We start from the raw sequence: 16,021 nt of genomic DNA on the forward strand, positions 1-16,021 counted from the left end.
GTGAACGCAAAGTGCCCCCTGAGCCACACCAGGTCTGCTTATATCGTGGGAAAATGGTGTGATAGCGGCGATTGGTGGCAGGGCCATGACGGACGCGGCGATCGACTACGCGACGGTGTTCCAGGGGCTGCCCGGAATGGTGGCGCTGCTGACGCCCGACCTGGTGTACGCGGACGCCAACGAGGAATTCCTGCGCATGTCCGGCCGCACCCGCGAGCAGGTCGTCGGCCGCTTCCTCTTCGACGTCTTCCCCGACAACCCGAACGACCCCGCCGCCACCGGCATGCGCAACCTGGAGACCTCGCTGCGCCGCGTCCTGTCCACCGGCGAACGCGACACCATGGCCCTCCAGCGCTACGACGTCGAGTCGACGGCCTGCCCCGGACAGTGGGAGCAGCGCTACTGGAGCCCGGTCAACGCCCCCGTGCTCGACCCGGACGGCAAGGTCGTCCTCCTCGTCCACCGGGTCGAGGAGGTCACCGAGCTGATCCGGGCCCGCGGCGCCGCCGGCGGCAGCCGCACCCGGGTACTGGAGGCCGAGCTGTACACCCGCGCCCGCGAACTGCAGGAGGTCAACGAACGCCTGCGCAGCGCCCACGCCCGCGAACGCGAGGTCGCCCTGGCGTTGCAGGAGGCGATGCTGCCCACCCGCCGCCAGGGCGCTAGCCACCAGATCGCCGTGCGCTACCGGCCCGCGGTCGGCTCCCTGAACGTCTGCGGCGACTGGTACGACGTCGTCGACCTGGTCGGCGGAAACCGGATCGGCGTGTCCGTCGGGGACGTCGTCGGCCACGGCCTGGCCGCCGCCGGCGTCATGGGCCAGCTGCGCAGCGCCCTGAGCGCCACCTCCCGCGTCGCGGACGGCCCCGCCCAGGCCCTGGACGTCCTGGGGCGCTACGCCAACGTCGTCGACGGCGCCGAATCCGCCACCGTGGTCACGACCTTCGTCGACTTCGACCACCACACCATCACCTACAGCAGCGCCGGACACCCACCGCCCGCCCTGGTCCACCCCGACGGCCGCGTGGAGTTCCTGGACCGGGCCACCGACCCGCCCCTCGACGCCCGTCCCGACCCGGTACCCCGACCACAGGCCACCACGACGTTCTCCCGCGGCTCCACCCTGGTCCTCTACACCGACGGCCTGATCGAGCGCCGCAGCGAGGACATCGACAAAGGCCTGGCCCGCCTCGCCGACTCCCTGGCCCGCCACCGGAACACCGACCCCGAAGCCCTCGCGGACGCCGTACTCCTCGAACTCCTCCCGCACGGCGGCGCCACCGACGACACGGCCCTGATCATCGTGCGGCTCTGACTCGGCGCAGGCCGATTCGGGTCATACGACGATGGAGGTCATCGCCGCCCACAGCAGCGGCGAGTGCTCGATCCGGCCCTCGGCGCGCCAGCGGTCGAGCCGGTGCACGGGGTCCTCGTCCTCGTGAGCCGTGTCGACCGCGATGACCGCCTCCGACAACGGACGTACGGACTCGGGCAGTTGGGCCAACCGGTGGAAGGCGAAGCTGGTCGGCAGCACCCAGCGGGTGGCGGTCACCAGCCCGGCACCGTTGTGGAGCATCGCCGTCGCCAGCCCGAACGACTCGGCGAACCGCAGATCGCCGCCGCTCTCGCAGCCGATGAGGGCGACCCGGGTCGGCGCGGGCCAGATGCGCGCGCCCGGCTCGCCGTCCGCCCGCAGGGGGAGCGTGCCCAGCAGAAGGTCCTTGGCCGACAGCGGACGGTGGCTGCGGAGCGGCCAGGCCAGGCCAGGCCGACGGTTCCCGTGTCGCAGCACAGGTGCAGAGTGCCGTCCTCGCTCTGGCCGCCCTCGACCGGTGCGCCGCTCACATGCCCGACGTACAGCAGTCGACGGGCGCCCTTGCAGAGCACGCCGCTGAGCCAGTCCCGGTCCAGGTCCGTGCGGCGGAAGGCCTCCGGGGATGGCGCTGGGCACCCCCGAGGCATCCTGTGCGGCGAACCGTAAGAGGCGATCGCGCAGGGAAGCGGACGTTGGCAGCGCCGGCCGGTTGAACGCGCCGACCGGACTTCGCCTGACGGATCGACAGATGCCGCTACGGACAGGACTCCCCGAACTTCACCGCGGCGAACTCCACCGGTTGCCCGCTGAGTTTCGTCCCGGCCGGTGGCTTCTGTGAGCACACCTGCCAGTTCGACTCGATCAGGACGTAACGTCCTTTGCCGGACGCGTCGTTGACGGTGACGGACGTGCCGGAGTCGAGTGCGTGGCGCGCGGTGTTCACCGACTCTCCCTTGAAGTTCGGCATCGTCCCGTGGGCCTTCGCGGGTGCGGACCGGTCCTTTGCCGGGCAGGTCTCGTCGACCTTCACCGCGCCGAAGTCGAGTCGGGTGGCCGTGGACGCGGTGGTCCCGGCCTTCACGTTCTGGGAGCAGACCTTCCAGTCGCGGTCGAGGATCTGGTGGCGGTCGCGGCCGAGTGAGTCGTGCGACTTGAGGCTGTAGAAGCCTTGCTTCTGGGCAGCGTCCTGGGCGGATTGGAGGCCCATGCCGATGAAGCGGGGGACGGTCTTGGTTGTGCCGCCCGTCTTGGCGTTGCCGCTTGCGCTTCCGCCGCCGGTGGTGTTGACGGCACAAGCGGTTCCGAGGCCGCCGATGACGAGGATGGCCGTGGTGACGCCGCCGACGCGTTTCCAAGTGCGCTTCCTCTTCGGCGCTGCTCCGGCGGCCCGGGACCGCTGACCTGGCGGCGTACATGCGGAGTTGGACACGGTACGCCCCCTGGTGCGTGGATTGAGGGACACTGTGTCAGATATGGCCGCCCGGCCGCACGGTGCGTGACGAACCGTGACGGTTTTCGGGACGGCGTCCGACCACTGCAGACTGGCCGGATGGACGCAGGACTTGCCGCGCTGCTGGGTGCCGCCGTCGGCTCCGTCGCCACTCTGGGTGCCGCCATCGTGGGCGGTCGGGCGCAGACATGGGCACAGCACGATCAGTGGCGCCGTCAGCATCGCCGCGACGCGTACGCCAGTTACCTCGGCGCGCTCCACGACCGCGACATCGCCATGGACGCCGTACTCGACGCGCTGCGTTCGGACGAGCCCGAACTGGCCTATGTCGATGAGGAGATACGTCGCTTCATCGCCCTTGCCCGCGAGGTCCACCGCGCTGCCGAAGTCGTGATCCTCGAAGGGCCGGCTTCACTCGTGGCAGTCACCGAGCGGGTCGCCGACGCCTCCAGAGAACTCTCCCAGGTCATGCGCCGGATGGCCGACGACGCTCACGCGGGGGACAGCACCCGTAAGGCCGAGGACTCCGCCCTTGCCGCCGAACGGGAGCGAATCCTCTACCGGGAAGTGAGGGCCTTCCGGCTCGCCGCCCGTGGTGTCATCGGCAACGTCGCCTGACTCTCGGCTACTTGAGGTGCTGACCCAGGAAGTCGACGATGTGCCCCAGCGTCTCCTGCGTGGACCAGGGCTGGGCGGCCGAGGTGTCGCCGGTGAAGGACAGATCGCCGTGGCCGGCGCCGGTGAGCACGTAGCGGGTGCTCTCGATCCCCTTGGCGCGCAGCGCCGTGTGCAGGTTCAGGGTCTCGCTGGGCGAGACCAGGTTGTCGGCGCTGCCGTGGAACAGGACGAAGGGTGCCGTCCTGGAGTTGATGTGCGTGGCCGGGTCGGCGGCGGCGACCTCACTGGTGCGGTCCGCGACCGACTTCTTGGTGCCGGGGCCGTAGACCCACTGGGCGGCGCTGTTGCCCGGCGCGTAGTTGGCCTTCTGCGCCGCCGTGTCGTAGTCGGCCGCCAGCTCGGACAGGTCGGCCGGGCCGAACTCGTCGACGACGCCCTGCACTTCACTGCTCTGGGCGAGGTTGCTGCCGACGTCGAAGGACTTCTCCCCGTTGGTGGCGCCGGTCATCGCGGCCAGGTAGCCGCCCGCGGACTGTCCCCACACGGCGACCTGGCCGGCGTCGATGGAGTACTTGTCCGCGTTGGCGCGGAGGTATCGGATCGCGGACTTCACATCGGCGACGGCGTCCTTGTACGTGGCGCCGTCCTTGGTGGTGCGGTACTGGATGCTGGCCACGACATAGCCCTGGTCGGCCACATAGGTGCGCTGATTCAAGTTGGCGGTGCGGTCCGCCATGACGAAGCCACCGCCGGTCAGATAGATGACCAGTGGCTTCTTGCCCGATGTGGACGTGGGCACCTGGACGTCCAGCTTGAGGTCGCTCTTCTTGCCGTTGGTGGTCGGCGAGGAGTACGTGATGTCCTTCGTGGTGGTGATTCCTGAGGTGGCGCACCGGATCTGCGCGCCCTTGGGATTGATCACGATGCTGGTGCTGGTGTCCGTCTTCTTGATGGTCTTGGCCACGGGGAGGCCGCCCGCGTTGCCCGACGGCATTGCGGTGGGCGTTCCGGCACCGGCCGCGGCCGTGCTCGTGGGGCAGGCGGCCGTCTTCGCGCCGGCGCTGGGGCTGGACGTACCGCTGGCCGAGCTGTTGCCGCCCGAGGAGCAGGCGACCAGAGCCAACCCCGCCGCGAGGGAGATCGTGACGGCAGCGCCGCCCCTCCGTCGGCCTGCCCGTGCCTTCCCTCGGGATATCGCGTTCTCTGCGTGCATGTCTTCTTCTCCCACTGCTGCGAGGCGCCAAACGGAGATGTGATCTCCGTTTCATACTGCCACCGTAACATGAAACGGAGAAGCTATCTCCGTTTAGGTTCAGTGGGGGCGCCGCACCGGATCGAGCCTGATCAAGGGGTGCGCAGCTGGCGGCAGTACGATGAGCTGCACGATTCGGCATCATCCGGAAGGCGAGACGACTGGCATGGCGGAACTCGCTGAACCCGGCAGGCCGCCGCTACGGCGCGATGCCGAGCTGAACCGCCGTCGTTTGATGGTCGCCGCCCGTGAGGTGTTCCGCGAGCGAGGTCTGGCCGCGACCCTCGACGATGTCGCCCGTCATGCCGGACTCGGTGTGGGGACGGCTTATCGGCACTTCGCCAACAAGGAAGAGTTGGTCGACGCGGTCTTCGAGGACATGATCGACCGTGTCGAGGCGTCCGCTCGGGAAGCCGCCGCCGATCTCGACCCGTGGCACGGGCTGGCGTCCAGCCTGGAGAAGGTGTGCGAACTCCAGGCGCACGACCGGGGGTTGCGCGAAGTCATGCTCGGCACCGGCAAGGCCGCTCAGCGACACGCACTCGTAGAACGGCGGATCAAGCCGCTGGTCGATCCGCTGATCGCCCGCGCCAAGGAGCAGGGCGCGCTGCGGGCGGACATGGAGCCCTTGGACCTGCCGATGATCCAGCTGATGGTGGCCGCGGTCACCGACCAGACCGGCGAGCCCGACCTGTGGCGGCGCTACCTGCGGCTGCTGCTCGACGGAATGCGTACCCAGCCGGGCGGGACGGAGCCGCTGCCCCCGGCCCCCGAATACCACGGCATCGGACCACGCTAGACCGAGACCGCACACATTTTTCCAGACGTCAGAAACTCGCAATAGATGTGATGCATTTCTTACGTCCCCTTGGCAACCGGGCCGCTTCGTGCTTTCCGTGGGTAGGTTGTTCTCGTCGGCGGCGGCCCGTTCCTATTGCCGCCGATTCCAGTGGAATCAAGAAGAGGAAAATTGGCATGCGGAAAATCGGGTTTGCCGGCGTGGCTCTCGTTGCGATTTCCTTCACGCTCACGGCGTGCGGCGGGTCTGACAACAGCGACTCGACCTCGAAGGCGGCGGCCTCCGTGTCGGCCTCGCAGCCGGCGATGCACTCGGCGGACAAGCAGGGCATGTTCGCGGGCCTCAACGGCAAGAAGGTGTCCGGCACCGCGCAGGTGAGCGGTTCGGGTGTCATGCTGTCGGGCTTCTCGTCCGACGAGGGCCCGGACCTGCATGTCTACCTGACAAACGGCACGGATGAAGCTGCCGTGTCGGCGGGCAAGCAGCTCGGAGCCGTCAAGTACGACGCGAAGTCCCAGACCTTCGCACTCAACGGCGTCGACGCGTCCATGTACACCACCGTGGTCATCCACTGTGACAAGGCGAAGGCGGTATTCGGCGCCGCGAAACTGTCATGAAGACGCCGATCGCTCGCCCGACCCTGATCGCGGCGGCCCTCGCCGGCGCGGTCAGGGTCACCCTCGGTGTCCTGTGGCTCCATGAGGGGACGCTGAAATACCGGGCGCACTTCGGCGCGGCGGACATCCTGCTGGTGGCGAACAGTGCGAAGTCGAACAGCAGGGTTCCGGGATTCTTCAAGAGTTTCTCGGATGTCACCCTCGCGGAATGGCCACATTTCTTCGGCTTCGCGATGCCCCTTCTGGAAACATCCCTGGGAGTCGTTCTCGTCCTGGGAGTTTTCTCGCTGCCCGCGTCTCTGGCGTCCGTTTTCACGCTGCTGATGTACTGGAGTGCGGATCAGCTCATCACGGAGTACCCGATCATGGCCGCCCTGTCGACAGTCGTCATCGCGTGGCCGCTCCTGGCCGCACATTTCTCCGTGACGACCCTCGCGGAAAAGGCCGTGGGCCGGAAACGCCCGAACATGGTGGTGTTCCAGGAGCCGTTCCGCCGCTGGCTCTGACGCTCGACCGAACAGCCCCAGCTGAAGACTCGGCGCGCTGTAATAACCCACCAGGGTGGACAGTTCGAACAGCGCGCGCTCGCCCGACGCCGTGCGCGCGCTGTCGTACTGGTGCTCATTGAGGGCGCCGATGCCCGTCGGCATCGGCGAGGTCGAAGTGGCGCGGACCCGAGGTACGCGGGCCACCGGTGAGCTCCGCGTACAACTCCCTCTGCTCGGCGTCCAGTTGGCCCTGCTCGACCTGGCCTCGGTCCTGCCCGACACTCTCCTGAGAGGGTTACGCCGCGGCTGGGTGTACGGACATCAGGTCCGCGAGGTCGACGCGGGTCAGGAAGTCGCGGCGGATGCGGTCCGCGACGACGGAGACTGCCTCGGAGCCGTCGTCGGACGGGTCGATGTGCACCCGGTACGGGCGCTGCCCGGCGGGGAGAGCGACGATGCGGGCGATCTCGTCGGAGACCAGCGAGACGTTCGCGCCCTCGGGCACCAACGCGGCCAGCTTGTCCGCGACTTGGGTCATCAGGCCCGCGTACCGCGTCTCGTACTCCGCCTCGACGGCGCCGTCCGCCGGGTGACCGGAATGGGCGAAGTGGTTCGTACCGCTGGTGAACGCGCCGGGCACCACGATGGAGGTCTCCACGCCCCAGCGGGCCAGCTCGGCCGCGTAACTGACGGCAAGTGAGTCCATCGCGGCCTTGGCGGCGAAGTACGGGGCCAGATACGGCGGGGTGCCGCCCTTGACGCTCGAACTCGACACCCAGATCACCAGACCCCGGCCGGCGCTGCGCAGATGGGGCAGCGCGGCACGGTTGACGCGCTGGGTGGAGACCACGTTGACGTCGTACAACTCGGCGAGTTGCTCGGGCGTGAAGGCCTCGGCCGGTCCGGTGACCATGTGGCCGGCGTTGTGGATCAGGACGTCGATGCGGCCGTGTTCGGAGATGACCTGGTCGACTGCCGCGTCGACGGAGTCCTGCGCGTTCACGTCGAGTTCTATGGAGCGCAGGTCGACGCCGTGCTCCTTGGCGTAGTCGGCCGCGGCCCGGACCTGAGGTGCGTTGCGGGTGCCGGTCTGTCGCATGCCCGCGTAGACGGTGTTGCCCTTGTCCGCGAGGGCGCGGGCGGTGAGCGCGCCGAAGCCGCTGGAGGCGCCGGTGATCACGACGATGTTGTTCATGGGGTTCACTCCTTGAGTGGGGAGGGGGCTCAGGCCAGTCCGCCGTTGGCGTACAGCACCTGTCCGTTGATCCAGCGGGCCGGTCCGGCGAGGAACGCGACCGACTCGGCGATGTCGTCCGGGGCGCCGAGGCGCTCCAGCGGGGCGGCCTTGGCGAGGTTCTGGACCGTCTCCTCGTCCTTGCCGTCCAGGAAGAGGGGGGTGGCGGTGGGGCCGGGGGCGACCGTGTTGACGGTGATGTCCTTGCCGCGCAGTTCGCGGGCCAGTACCAGGGTCATCGCCTCGACCGCGGCCTTGCTCGCCACGTAGGCGCCGTACGTCGGGAACTTGGTGCGGGTGACGGAGGTCGAGAAGTTGATGATCGTGCCGCCCGCGCGCACCCGGCGGGCAGCCTGCTGGGAGACGACGAACGTGCCGCGGATGTTGGTGCGGTGCATGCGGTCGAGGTCGTCGAGGTTCAGGGTCGCGATGGGCGAAAGGACCATGATTCCGGCGGTGTTGACGACCACGTCGAGTCCGCCGAATTCCGCCTCGACCGCGTCGAAGGCTGCCGCCATCTCCTGCTCGTCGGCCACGTCGCCGCCGACCGGGATCGCCCGACCGCCGGCCGCGGTGATCGCTGCGACCGTCTCGTCGGCGCGGGCCTTGTTGCCTGCGTAGTGCACGCCGACCGCGATGCCGTCCTTGGCCAGCCGCTCGGCGACCGCGCGGCCGATGCCGCCGGAACCGCCGGTGACCAGGGCGACGCGGGCGGTGGTGTCGGTGTCAGTCATGGTGAGGGTCCTTCTGTGAGGTGGGGATCTGCGTGAGCCACTGCCCGAGCAGGGCCGACTCCGCGGGGGTGAACGGTTCGGGGGTGAGGTCGTCGAGGGACGAGAGCAGCGTGGTCGCGGCTACGGCGCGGGCGTCCGCGGCCGTGGTGTCCGCCGCCGGGTCGAGCAGGATCGCCTGGTGGATCGCGTCCCGGACCAGCCTCGACAGGCCGGAGTCCGGGTACAGCGTGGGACGGGTGATCAGCGCCAGGGACACCCCGGTGTTGGCCGACATGACCATGCGTGCCGCGATCTCCGGTGCGATACGGAGACGGCCCTGTGCGGCGAGCCGCTCCAGGTCCCCGCGGAGGATGCGCATCGCCTCCGCCGCCGCCTCGGGCACGGAACGCAGCGCCGGGGCGAACATCAGCTTGTAGGCGTTGGGGTGCGCCAGCGCGAACGCTGTGTGACTGTCCCAGCCGGCCCGGAGATCCCGCAGTGGGTCTTCGGACTTCTCGGCGGCGCGCTTCGTCTCCAGGTACTGGTCCCAGACGTGGTCGACCGTGGCCGCCAGCAGTCCGTCCTTGTCGCCGAACAGTCGGTACAGCACCGGCTGTTGCACACCGGCCGCCTCGCACACCGCGCGAGTGGACACGTCACCACTGGGTGACTGGGCGATCAGCTCGGCCGCCGCTTCGATTATCAGCGATCTCGTGTTCATGTAATCGACGATAACAGCGATCTGTAGCGATGACAACAGTCTGCTGTTATCGGCGAAAACAAGGGCGCCTCCCACCGCGTCAGTGCGGTGGGAGGCGCCCTTGGGGTGCCGTGCGGTGGCTCAGGACTGCACGGCGAGTTGGAAGGCCTGCGCGGTGGAGCCGTCGCAGGTCCGTTGGGTGAGCTGGACACTGTTCGTCGCCGCGGTGGGGGCGGTGAGGCACTTGCCGCTGTGCCGGGCGACGAAGTGATAGCGCCCGCTCGACTCCTTCACGGGCTGCCACTGCTGGTTCGTGCCGCCGGAGTAGGCCCACAGCTGCAACGGCGCGTTGTCGGCCGTCGAGCGGTCGGTCACGTCGATGGCCTGTGCCGGGTTGCCGCGCGCGGTGATCTCCATGTACCCGCTGTCGGTGGAACGGAACTGGTACTGCTGCGCCGTCGTGCCGTTGCAGGCGTACTGCTGGATCGCCGTACCGTTGGCCGTGGCCGCCGAACGGGCGTCGACGCACGTGCCGTTGCCGCCGTTCTGCACCGAGTACCAGGACGTCTCCGAGATCGGGGTGTCCGTCGGCGGCGTCGAAGTGTCGCCCCCGCCGAGCCACTTGAGCCCGTTCAGCAGGAACTGGTTCTGGGTGGCGCTCGCGAACGTCGACGACAGGCGCGTGTTGGTCGTGTAGTTCATCGCGTTGTGGCCGAAGTTCGCGTACAGCATCTTGTACTTCGTGTTGGTCCAGATGATCGGGTAATACCCGCTGTACCAGGACTGGTTGGGATCGGTGCCGACCGGGAAGCTGCTCGGGTCGATCGACGCCAGGATCTTGATGTCCGGGTTCTGCCGCAGATCGTTGGACCAGCTGTACCACTCGCTGACCGACGAGGTGAACGTGGCCGGCAGGTTGGCGGTGGGCGGGATCGAGTGGTCCTCCACCTTCAGGGTCACCGCTGTCGGACCCCAGGTGTTGGACACGAAGTTCCCCGAGCCGAGGAACGTGTTGTGGTACCACGACCAGCTCGCCGCGTCCGTCGTGAAGGCGGAGACATGGAAGCCCATGAAGCCGCCGCCACCCCTCATGTACGCCTCGAAACCGGTGCGTTGGGCGGCCGTCTGCGGCAGGTCGTCAAGGAACAGGACGACTTGGTACGCGTTGACCCCGCCGTTGGCGAGCAGGTCCCAGTTGGTGCTGGCCGTGTAGGTGTAGCCGTTCGCCGCGGCCTGCTGCGGGAACCAGACGTTCGCCTCCTTCTCGAAGTCGATGTGCGCCGCGTCATATGTACCGCTGTAGAGGCCGAGGACCTTGAACGGCGTTGCCGTGGTGCTCGCGTGGGCGGCGGGCGGTGCCACCGCGAAGCCCAGCACCGTCGCCAGGAGGAGCAGGACCCGCAGGGCCGCGCGGGTGGAACCGGATCTGATGGTGTTCATCTTCTGATCGATCCTTTCCGTGCGGTCTACGGGTAGTTGGTCAGGTAGGCGACGTTGGTGCTGGAGTTGGACGGTCCGCCGGAGCTGTTGATGATGTGGCTGATCGTGCCGACACCGCCCAGCGAGACGGTCACCATGTCGTGGAACTTGACCCCGGACACGCTCGGCACCTCGAAGGCGTGATCGGCGACCACGCTGGAGTTGGAGCTGAAGTAGCAGTAGCTGCCAAGTCCCCACGCCTCATGGCTCGTTACGGAGGCGGCCACCTTGTAGGCCGGATAGCCCTTGCCGGTGCCGTTCATCCACGAGGCCTGGTTCGGCGGGTCGTAGGGCATCTCGTTCTGGAAGAAGTACGTTCTGCCGCCGTTGCCGTTCCAGAGGACCTGGGTCTTCTGGAAGTGCTCGACGAAGAGGCCGTACGCCGTCACGTTGGCGCCGTTGACGATCAGCCCGGTGTCGGCGGTGTTGGTGGTCCAGCCGACCGTGCCGGAGTTGCCGTGGTCGGCCCGCCAGATCCAGGTGTGGTCGATGATCGTGTTGGCGCTGTTGATCACCATCGAGTTTGTCGCCTTGCCGACGGTGGCGCCGCCGATGCGGACGAAGACATCGGACAACTGCGTCGGGTCGGAGGCGTGCGTGGCGGTCGAACCGGACGGGCCGATCTGCACCAGCGTCCCGGAGTTGGTGGTGCCCGCGTCGATCAGCAGGCCCGCCAGCTCGATGCCGTCCACGTCGGCCGTGGAGATCGCGGTGATCCCGCCGTCCGGCACGAAGGTGGCCAGGCCCATGCCCAGCACGACCGTGTCGGGGCGCGTGATGTTGAGCGTCTGGTTGAGGTGGTAGACGCCCGGGGTGACCAGCAGGTTCTTGCCGGCCGCGAGCGCGGTGTTCATGTCGGCCGCGGTGGCGCCGGGCTTGACGATGTAGAACTGGTCGATCGGCAGGGACTTGCCCGCCGGGGTCTTCCCGCTCCACGTCGTACCCGCGGCGTTGGACTGCAGCCCGGGCACGAACACCTGGTAGGCGCCCGCGCTGTCGACGTAGAGGAAGGGCTTCTCGCGGATCGTCGGGGAGCTGGCGACGTTGGTGTACGTCGGGAAGGACTGGGCGGGTGCGCCCTGGTCGCCGACGAAGACCATGTTCCAGTTGGACCCGGACCAACTGCCCATCGTGGAGTTGCGGGTGAGGAACTGCTGCTGGGTGCCGGACTGGATCTGGCCGTCGACCTTGGTGTCGGAGATGAAGCCACCGCTGGACCAACCGCCGTCGTCCAGCGCCAAGTTGCCGCGCACGTGCATGCGCCGGTAGGGGGCGGCCTGTGAGACGGCCCAACGGTCAGTGCCGCCAGTGGGGTTGACCGACAGGTTCTCGGCGTCGCGCCAGAAGTTCTGCGTCGCGTTGCCCTGGAACCAGTCGGCCTCCGCGTGCACCGCGCCGTTGATGGTCACGTCGTCCGGCGAGAAGCCCAGGCCGGCGACCTGTGTGTAGAAGCCCACGTTTGCGTTCGCGCTGTACGTACCCGGCTTGAACAGCAGGGCCTGGCGGGCCGAGCCGAACTGGTTGGTCTCCTGCTGGGAGAAGACCGAGTCCAGCTTGGACTGGATGCTGGACGCCGACATCGACGGGTCGAACACCGTCACGTTGGGACCGAAGTCCGGGGTGCCGGGCGGGTTGGTCGTGGCGCCGCTCAGGGTGAAGGACTGCGCGGCGGTGCCGTTGCAGGTGTACTGCGCCAACTGCACACTGTCGGCGGTCGACGCGCTCGGCACGTCGAGGCACTTGCCGCTGTTGCGGTTGACGAAGTGGTAGGCGCCGTCGGCCTCGGCGACCGGCAGCCACTGCTGGTTGGCGCCGCTGGAGTAGGTCCACAGCTGGACGAGAGCGGAGTCGGCGGTCGAGACGCCGGTGACGTCCCAGGCCTCGGCGGCGTTCAGGTTGCTGTTGACGCGGTAGTAGCCGCTGTCGGTGGCGACCAACTGCCAGTTCTGCGCGGTACTTCCGTTGCACGTGTACTGCTGGACGGCGGTGCCGTCGGCACTCGCGGCCGAGCGGGCGTCGACACACTTGCCGCTGCCCTTGTTGACCACGGTGGTGTAGCCGGTCGGTATCGCGGCGGCAGCCGTGTTCGCCGCGCTCGCCGAGCCCTGCGCGGCGAACTCGATACCGGTCACGGTCGTCGCCACGAGCGCGACCGCCGTGAGCGCTCTCGGAATGCGGTGGCGTCCGGTCAGTCTCTTCCGTCTGAGCACGGATTCTCCTGTGGTGATGGGGGGTTGGTGAGGAAGGTCGGAGGGAGGCGTCCGTCAGCCCGTGTACTGGGCGAAGATGCTGGTGAACTGCCAGTTGCTCTGGCTCACGCCCGAGCAGGTGTCGTCGTTCGGGTAGGCGCCCGGGCAGGGACGGTCACGGTTGGCCGACCAGAACGTCAGTCGCGCGAGGTGGTGTGTCTGCGCGTAGCCGAGGATGGTCTGGAAGTCGGCGGTGGTGACGGTCTCGTTGTTGTCGGTGATGCCGTTCATGGAGGAGATGCCCATGTCCCGGTAGGCCGCGTCGTCGCTGTAGCCGTACGCGTTCTTCAGCGCGGTCTTGAGGCCCTCGGCGGCGCGCTGGGTGAGCGTGCCCATGTTCTGGCCGGCGCCGCCGAAGTCGAACGGCATGATCGTCCAGGCGTCCACGGTCAGTCCGGACGACGCGGCACGGTTGATGAGACTCGTGTCGGGGCCGCTCTGCCCGGTGCCGATGGTGACGTACACCTTGAGGCCCGGGTTGTTGGCCTTGACGGTCTTCAGCGCGTCCACGGTCCGCTGCTGCACGGTCGCGTTGCTGTACGCGTCGGCCTCGATGTCGATGTCCATGGCCTTGAGCGAGTAGGCGCTGATGACCTTCTGGTAGGCCGCCGCCAGCTCGCTCGCGCTGGAGCAGGAGCTCTCCAGCTTGTTGCCGCTGTAGCCGCCGAAGGACGGGACGACGTCACCGCCGTTCGCCCGCACGGTGGTGATGGTCTGCTGGTCGACGCCGCCGGTCAGCGCACGGCCGCCGTCCCACTGCGGGTTGCAGTAGCCGTTGCTCAGGACGAACGCCAGCGTGAACCACTTCACGCCGGTCGCGTTCATGACAGTCGTAGGGCTGGGCGGGTTTCCCCAGCCGTTGTAGAGGTACGGGGCCACGGCCATCGGGGCGGTCGTGGGCGGTGTCGTGCCGCCGGCGGCGGGCGCGGTCCACTTCTGGTTGGCGGCGCCGGAGCAGGTCCAGATCTGGGTACGGGTGCCGTTGGCCGAGGTGTTGCCCGTGACGTCCAGGCACTTGTTGGCGGCCGGGTTGACGATGTCCTTCGCGGCGCTCACCGTCCACTGCTGGTTGGCGCTGCCGCCGCACGTCCACAGCTGGAGCTGGGCGCCGTTGGCCGTCGAATTGCCGGTGATGTCAAGGCACTTGCCGAGGGCTCTGATGGTTCCGTCGGAGCCGACCGTCCACTGCTGGGCGGCGGTGCCGTTGCAGTCGTAGATCTGTACGGCCGTGCCGTCGGCCGAGCTGGCGCCGGCGACGTCGAGACACTTGCCGCCGAGGCCGGTGATCGTGCCGGTCGCGGCCGAGGCGGAGGGAGCTGCGAGGGTGCCGACGGCGGTGAGGCCGAGGGAGAGCGCGAGGGCGCAGCGCAGGGCGAGGCGTTGCATGACGAGGGGCCCTTTCGTCCTGGGGTGGGGGGTGGACGCCGCCGGCGTGAGGGCGGTGAGAGGTGAACACGGGTGTTCACATATGTGAGCGGGGAATGCATTCATGGGAGGTCTGTTGGCTGGTGAACCTAAAGGTCTGCACCAAAGCCGTCAAGAGGTGCGACCGGAGAAGTCCCGCACGTCCCGGCTGAGTTGAGAAGTTGTAGGCGAAGGAAAAGAAATCGCCAGGACCATTGAGTGGCCGGTTCCCACAGGTCACACTGTGCAGGCTTCGTGATGATCGCCAGGGCGCGTGTCGGAGGAACCATGAGCACACCGGGGACCGCGGAGGTCGCAGTCCGGCACATACTCAGTGACAAGGTCACGGGTGGCGTCATCAGGCCGAAGACGCGCACGATCACCTGGACCGACGCCCACTACATGGTCAAGCGGCCTCCGTCGGGCAAGCACACGGTGGAGCTGACCTGCACCGAGTGCTCGGCGTCCCTGCTGGCCGAGGTCCGCGACCGGTCCACCACCCGCACGCTCGCGGCCGTCATGCGTGTCATCGGGATCGTGTGCGCGGTCGTCTTCTTCGCCGCCCTCGCCTACGCGATCCACGAGGGCGGCAAGACCCTCCCCGAGGGCCAGTCGCTCCCGGTTCTCTTCCCGATCAGCGTCGTCGCCATCGTCGTCACTTTCGTCGCCGGGCCCACGTTCTACGTGCACGGCCGGAACTACAACGGCGTCAGCATGCTCGACGCCCCCAAGCCGCGCCGCGGACACGCGATCAGGCCGGTGCGGGCGGGGCGGACGCGCGTACGAACTCGCCGATGACCCGGGCGAGTTCGGCGGGCCGGTCCAGCGGGAGCAGCGTGTAGCCGTCGGCCACCTCCACCAGCCGTCCCAACGGCAGGAGTTCGGCCAGTCGGCGCCCGTGCTCGGGCGGCATCACCCGGTCCTCGCTCGCCCAGACCACCAGTGCGGGACGGTCGAACTCCCGCAGCCGTACGGCGGTTTCCTCCAGCAGACGGCGCCCGTTCCGTGACGCGGCGCGCAGTAGGCGTACGGCATCACGGCGGATCTCCGGCTGCCGCCGGACCGGCTCCGTCCACCGCGCGGTGACCGCGTCCCCGCGTTTCGTCAGCCATCCGAACGCGAACGGGAGGCGGCGCAGCGCCCGCACCCGCATCTGCCGCATGAACTGCCCGAACAGCCACGGCGAGAGGCGCCCCGCGAGCACGAGCGTCCGGCCCGTCAGGCCTGGCGGGAAGTTGTCGAACGCCTCGCAGGAGACGAGCACCACCCGCCCTACGTGTGCGGCCCCGTCCGCCATCAGCAGTTGCACCAGTGCGCCGCCGGTGTCGTTCCCGACGAGCGTGACGTCCCGCAGATCCAGCCGGTCGAGGAGTTCGGCGACGAGCCTGGCCACCCCGGGCAGCGACAGATCGGCGTCCGCGCGCATCGGGTGGCGATGGGCGCCGAGCGGGAGGGTCGGGGCCACGCACCGGTGGGCGGCGGACAGTTCGGCGATCGGGGCGGCCCACAGCGAGGCGTCCATCAGCAGACCGTGCAGCAGCACCAGGACGGGACCGTCGCCGCCGGTGTCCTCGTACGCGAGGGGTCCGGCCGAGAGCTCGATCAGGTGCTGCGCGGTGGTCCCGGCCGGTGCGGTCCTGTTCATGAACGCCTCCCATGGGTGTCTGCACTCAAGAGGGCGGCGAAGGTCCGGAGTGTGACAC

The 16,021-nt window shown here is 68.5% G+C and carries 16 protein-coding genes; 6 read left to right on the plus strand and 10 right to left on the minus strand.

Translation table 11 applies throughout. From position 1 onward, the window contains the following. Positions 1-85 precede the first annotated feature (85 nt). Positions 86-1,315 carry a SpoIIE family protein phosphatase gene (locus AB0I69_RS04390; RefSeq protein ID WP_363093997.1) on the plus strand — a complete coding sequence of 410 codons (1,230 nt, stop codon included), beginning with the start codon at positions 86-88 and terminating at the stop codon, positions 1,313-1,315. Between the two features lie 21 nt (positions 1,316-1,336). Here AB0I69_RS04390 and AB0I69_RS04395 read toward each other — a convergent pair whose 3' ends face one another. Both AB0I69_RS04395 and AB0I69_RS04400 read right to left on the minus strand, forming a co-directional pair. Then, positions 1,337-1,792: a hypothetical protein gene (locus AB0I69_RS04395; protein ID WP_363093998.1), complete on the minus strand. Its 456-nt coding sequence runs from the start codon at positions 1,790-1,792 to the stop codon at positions 1,337-1,339. A gap of 277 nt (positions 1,793-2,069) precedes the next feature. After that, positions 2,070-2,639: a hypothetical protein gene (locus tag AB0I69_RS04400; protein WP_363094171.1), complete on the minus strand. Its 570-nt coding sequence runs from the start codon at positions 2,637-2,639 to the stop codon at positions 2,070-2,072. 225 nt (positions 2,640-2,864) lie between these two features. Between AB0I69_RS04400 and AB0I69_RS04405 the strand changes: the two genes are divergently transcribed. Beyond that, positions 2,865-3,383 carry a proline dehydrogenase gene (locus AB0I69_RS04405; RefSeq protein WP_363094000.1) on the plus strand — a complete coding sequence of 173 codons (519 nt, stop codon included), beginning with the start codon at positions 2,865-2,867 and terminating at the stop codon, positions 3,381-3,383. A gap of 7 nt (positions 3,384-3,390) precedes the next feature. Here AB0I69_RS04405 and AB0I69_RS04410 read toward each other — a convergent pair whose 3' ends face one another. Continuing rightward, positions 3,391-4,596 carry an alpha/beta hydrolase gene (locus AB0I69_RS04410; protein ID WP_363094001.1) on the minus strand — a complete coding sequence of 402 codons (1,206 nt, stop codon included), beginning with the start codon at positions 4,594-4,596 and terminating at the stop codon, positions 3,391-3,393. Positions 4,597-4,801: 205 nt separating this feature from the next. Between AB0I69_RS04410 and AB0I69_RS04415 the strand changes: the two genes are divergently transcribed. The 3 genes from AB0I69_RS04415 (at position 4,802) to AB0I69_RS04425 (ending at position 6,557) form a co-directional block, all read left to right on the plus strand. After that, positions 4,802-5,434, plus strand: a complete 633-nt coding sequence (locus AB0I69_RS04415; RefSeq protein ID WP_363094002.1) for a helix-turn-helix domain-containing protein — start codon at positions 4,802-4,804, stop codon at positions 5,432-5,434. A gap of 200 nt (positions 5,435-5,634) precedes the next feature. After that, entirely contained in the window at positions 5,635-6,051 is a 417-nt protein-coding gene (locus AB0I69_RS04420; protein WP_363094003.1) for a DM13 domain-containing protein, read from the plus strand. Further along, complete coding sequence (locus AB0I69_RS04425; RefSeq protein WP_363094004.1) at positions 6,048-6,557, plus strand: hypothetical protein; 510 nt, start codon at positions 6,048-6,050, stop codon at positions 6,555-6,557. The genes AB0I69_RS04420 and AB0I69_RS04425 overlap by 4 nt, the downstream gene beginning before the upstream one ends. Positions 6,558-6,834: 277 nt before the next feature. Here AB0I69_RS04425 and AB0I69_RS04430 read toward each other — a convergent pair whose 3' ends face one another. The 6 genes from AB0I69_RS04430 to AB0I69_RS04455 form a co-directional block, all read right to left on the minus strand. Beyond that, positions 6,835-7,734: an SDR family oxidoreductase gene (locus AB0I69_RS04430; RefSeq protein ID WP_363094005.1), complete on the minus strand. Its 900-nt coding sequence runs from the start codon at positions 7,732-7,734 to the stop codon at positions 6,835-6,837. A gap of 29 nt (positions 7,735-7,763) precedes the next feature. Further along, positions 7,764-8,507 (minus strand): SDR family oxidoreductase, encoded by a 744-nt coding sequence (locus tag AB0I69_RS04435; protein WP_363094006.1) that lies wholly within the window; start codon positions 8,505-8,507, stop codon positions 7,764-7,766. Continuing rightward, entirely contained in the window at positions 8,500-9,207 is a 708-nt protein-coding gene (locus AB0I69_RS04440; RefSeq protein WP_363094007.1) for a TetR/AcrR family transcriptional regulator, read from the minus strand. Before AB0I69_RS04440 ends, AB0I69_RS04435 begins: the two co-directional genes overlap by 8 nt. 120 nt (positions 9,208-9,327) lie before the next feature. Further along, positions 9,328-10,626, minus strand: a complete 1,299-nt coding sequence (locus AB0I69_RS04445) for a ThuA domain-containing protein (protein ID WP_363094008.1) — start codon at positions 10,624-10,626, stop codon at positions 9,328-9,330. 26 nt (positions 10,627-10,652) lie between these two features. Beyond that, on the minus strand, positions 10,653-12,797 hold the full coding sequence (locus tag AB0I69_RS04450) for an RICIN domain-containing protein (protein WP_363094172.1): 2,145 nt from the start codon (positions 12,795-12,797) through the stop codon (positions 10,653-10,655). 132 nt (positions 12,798-12,929) lie between these two features. After that, positions 12,930-14,300: a ricin-type beta-trefoil lectin domain protein gene (locus AB0I69_RS04455; RefSeq protein ID WP_363094009.1), complete on the minus strand. Its 1,371-nt coding sequence runs from the start codon at positions 14,298-14,300 to the stop codon at positions 12,930-12,932. A 306-nt stretch (positions 14,301-14,606) separates the two neighbouring features. Here AB0I69_RS04455 and AB0I69_RS04460 point away from each other — a divergent pair, with 306 nt between their 5' ends. Continuing rightward, positions 14,607-15,116 (plus strand): hypothetical protein, encoded by a 510-nt coding sequence (locus AB0I69_RS04460; protein ID WP_363094010.1) that lies wholly within the window; start codon positions 14,607-14,609, stop codon positions 15,114-15,116. Here the strand turns inward: AB0I69_RS04460 and AB0I69_RS04465 are convergent. Continuing rightward, entirely contained in the window at positions 15,070-15,963 is an 894-nt protein-coding gene (locus tag AB0I69_RS04465) for an alpha/beta hydrolase (protein ID WP_363094011.1), read from the minus strand. The genes AB0I69_RS04460 and AB0I69_RS04465 overlap by 47 nt on opposite strands. Between the last annotated feature and the right edge of the window lie 58 nt (positions 15,964-16,021).

It is taken from the genome of Streptomyces sp. NPDC050508, assembly GCF_040655155.1.
Classification (GTDB): Bacteria; Actinomycetota; Actinomycetes; order Streptomycetales; family Streptomycetaceae; genus Streptomyces.